Origin of the sequence: Paractinoplanes rishiriensis (genome assembly GCF_016862375.1) — a bacterium.
Taxonomy (GTDB): Bacteria; Actinomycetota; Actinomycetes; order Mycobacteriales; family Micromonosporaceae; genus Actinoplanes; species Actinoplanes rishiriensis.
This window is the reverse complement of sequence record NZ_BOMV01000162.1, coordinates 1-1,309: the sequence shown is the minus strand read 5'-3', so window position 1 is coordinate 1,309 and position 1,309 is coordinate 1. Positions and strand designations below refer to the sequence as shown.

Annotated in this window: 2 protein-coding genes; both read left to right on the top strand. The window is 67.4% G+C overall.

Annotated features, from left to right (window positions below):
- The first annotated feature begins 438 nt into the window (after positions 1-438).
- Positions 439-1,050 carry an ATP-binding protein gene (locus tag Ari01nite_RS49385; RefSeq protein ID WP_203791686.1) on the top strand — a complete coding sequence of 204 codons (612 nt, stop codon included), beginning with the start codon at positions 439-441 and terminating at the stop codon, positions 1,048-1,050.
- Positions 1,008-1,309 (top strand): hypothetical protein (locus Ari01nite_RS49380; protein ID WP_203791685.1); only part of this gene is annotated, 302 nt, incomplete at its 3' end. The genes Ari01nite_RS49385 and Ari01nite_RS49380, both read left to right, overlap by 43 nt.

The window sequence follows — 1,309 nt, the reverse complement described above, 5'->3', positions numbered from 1 at the left end:
TAGCCGATGAGAGTGCGTCTCAAACGCCAGGACAGACAGAGTGCAAGAATCTCCCGCGGTCAATCAGCTGCTTCGTGCTGTCTGCCGGGCAAGATGCAGATACGGAATGTAGTCGGTATTGGCGCGTGAGACAGATCGTTCAGCGGTGACGCCACGGCGATTCCGCCAGCTGCAATTCACCGAGCATGACGGTTTGGCATTTCTAGCCGTCGTGGTCAGCAACGATGACCTGGGCCCAGCTTCGTGACTGTGCCAGGAGCGGTCGTACTCACCTGTCCCGGTGCTGTTGCGGTTGAGGGTGGCGGGTTGAGTGGACCCTGCCTGTTTCGTCGCTCATGTGATTTGGGGTGTCACCGCTGGATGGTCCGGCTGATCGCTCATCCTTTTCGGCACGCCTGCCCGGTTTCGCCGGGTGGGGCGAGCGGGGATGCTCGAGATATGACGGGCCGCACGGACGAGGCTGCCCTGGTGCTGGCGTTGGCGGAGGATGCCGCGGGGGGCCGGGCCGCGACGTTGTTGGTGTCGGGCGAGGCCGGTGTCGGCAAGACGTCGTTGCTGCGCGACGTGTGTGGCCGGATCCGGGCTCCAGCCCTGTGGGCGCCTTGTCTGCCCTTGGCGTCGTTGGCCGTGCCGTTTCTCCCGTTGCGTACCGCGTTGCGGGAAGTGCCCGACCCGCCGCCGATGAACACCGCCGACGCGGTTCTGGAGTTCGACGCGTGGTTGGACCGGCGGTGCCGGGAGCAACCCACGTTGCTGGTCGTGGACGACGTCCAGTGGGCTGACCAGAGTTCCCTCGACGTGTTCATGTACGTCATCGCCGGACGGCCGGAGCGCCGCCTGGCGGTCTTCATCACCTCCGCACGGGTGACGAGCATCGGCTGCACCGCTGGCTTGCCGACGTCCGTCGGCTGCCGCGCGTGCGTGAGGTGCAGCTCGGCCGCCTCGACCGAGTGTCGACCCGCGATCAGATCGCCACCTTGCTGGGTCGTCCACCGCACGAATCGCTGGTGGACGAGGTGTACGGCCGTAGTGCCGGTAACCCGTACCTGACCAGCCTGCTGGTCCGCGGTCTGTCGGCGGATGCGCGAACGATGCCCGCGCACCTGCCGACCGAGCTGCGCGACGCGTTGGCGCGTGCCTGGCACGGCCTGTCCGCGCCGGCCCGGAAGCTGACCAGCGTCATCGCGGTCGCCGGTCGCCCTCAGACAGCGGAAGGACCCGACGTCCTACCGCTGCTGCGCGAGGCCGTCGATGCCGGTGTCCTGCGCGTCGACGCCGACGCACGCTACTGGTTCGCCCACCCCCTGCT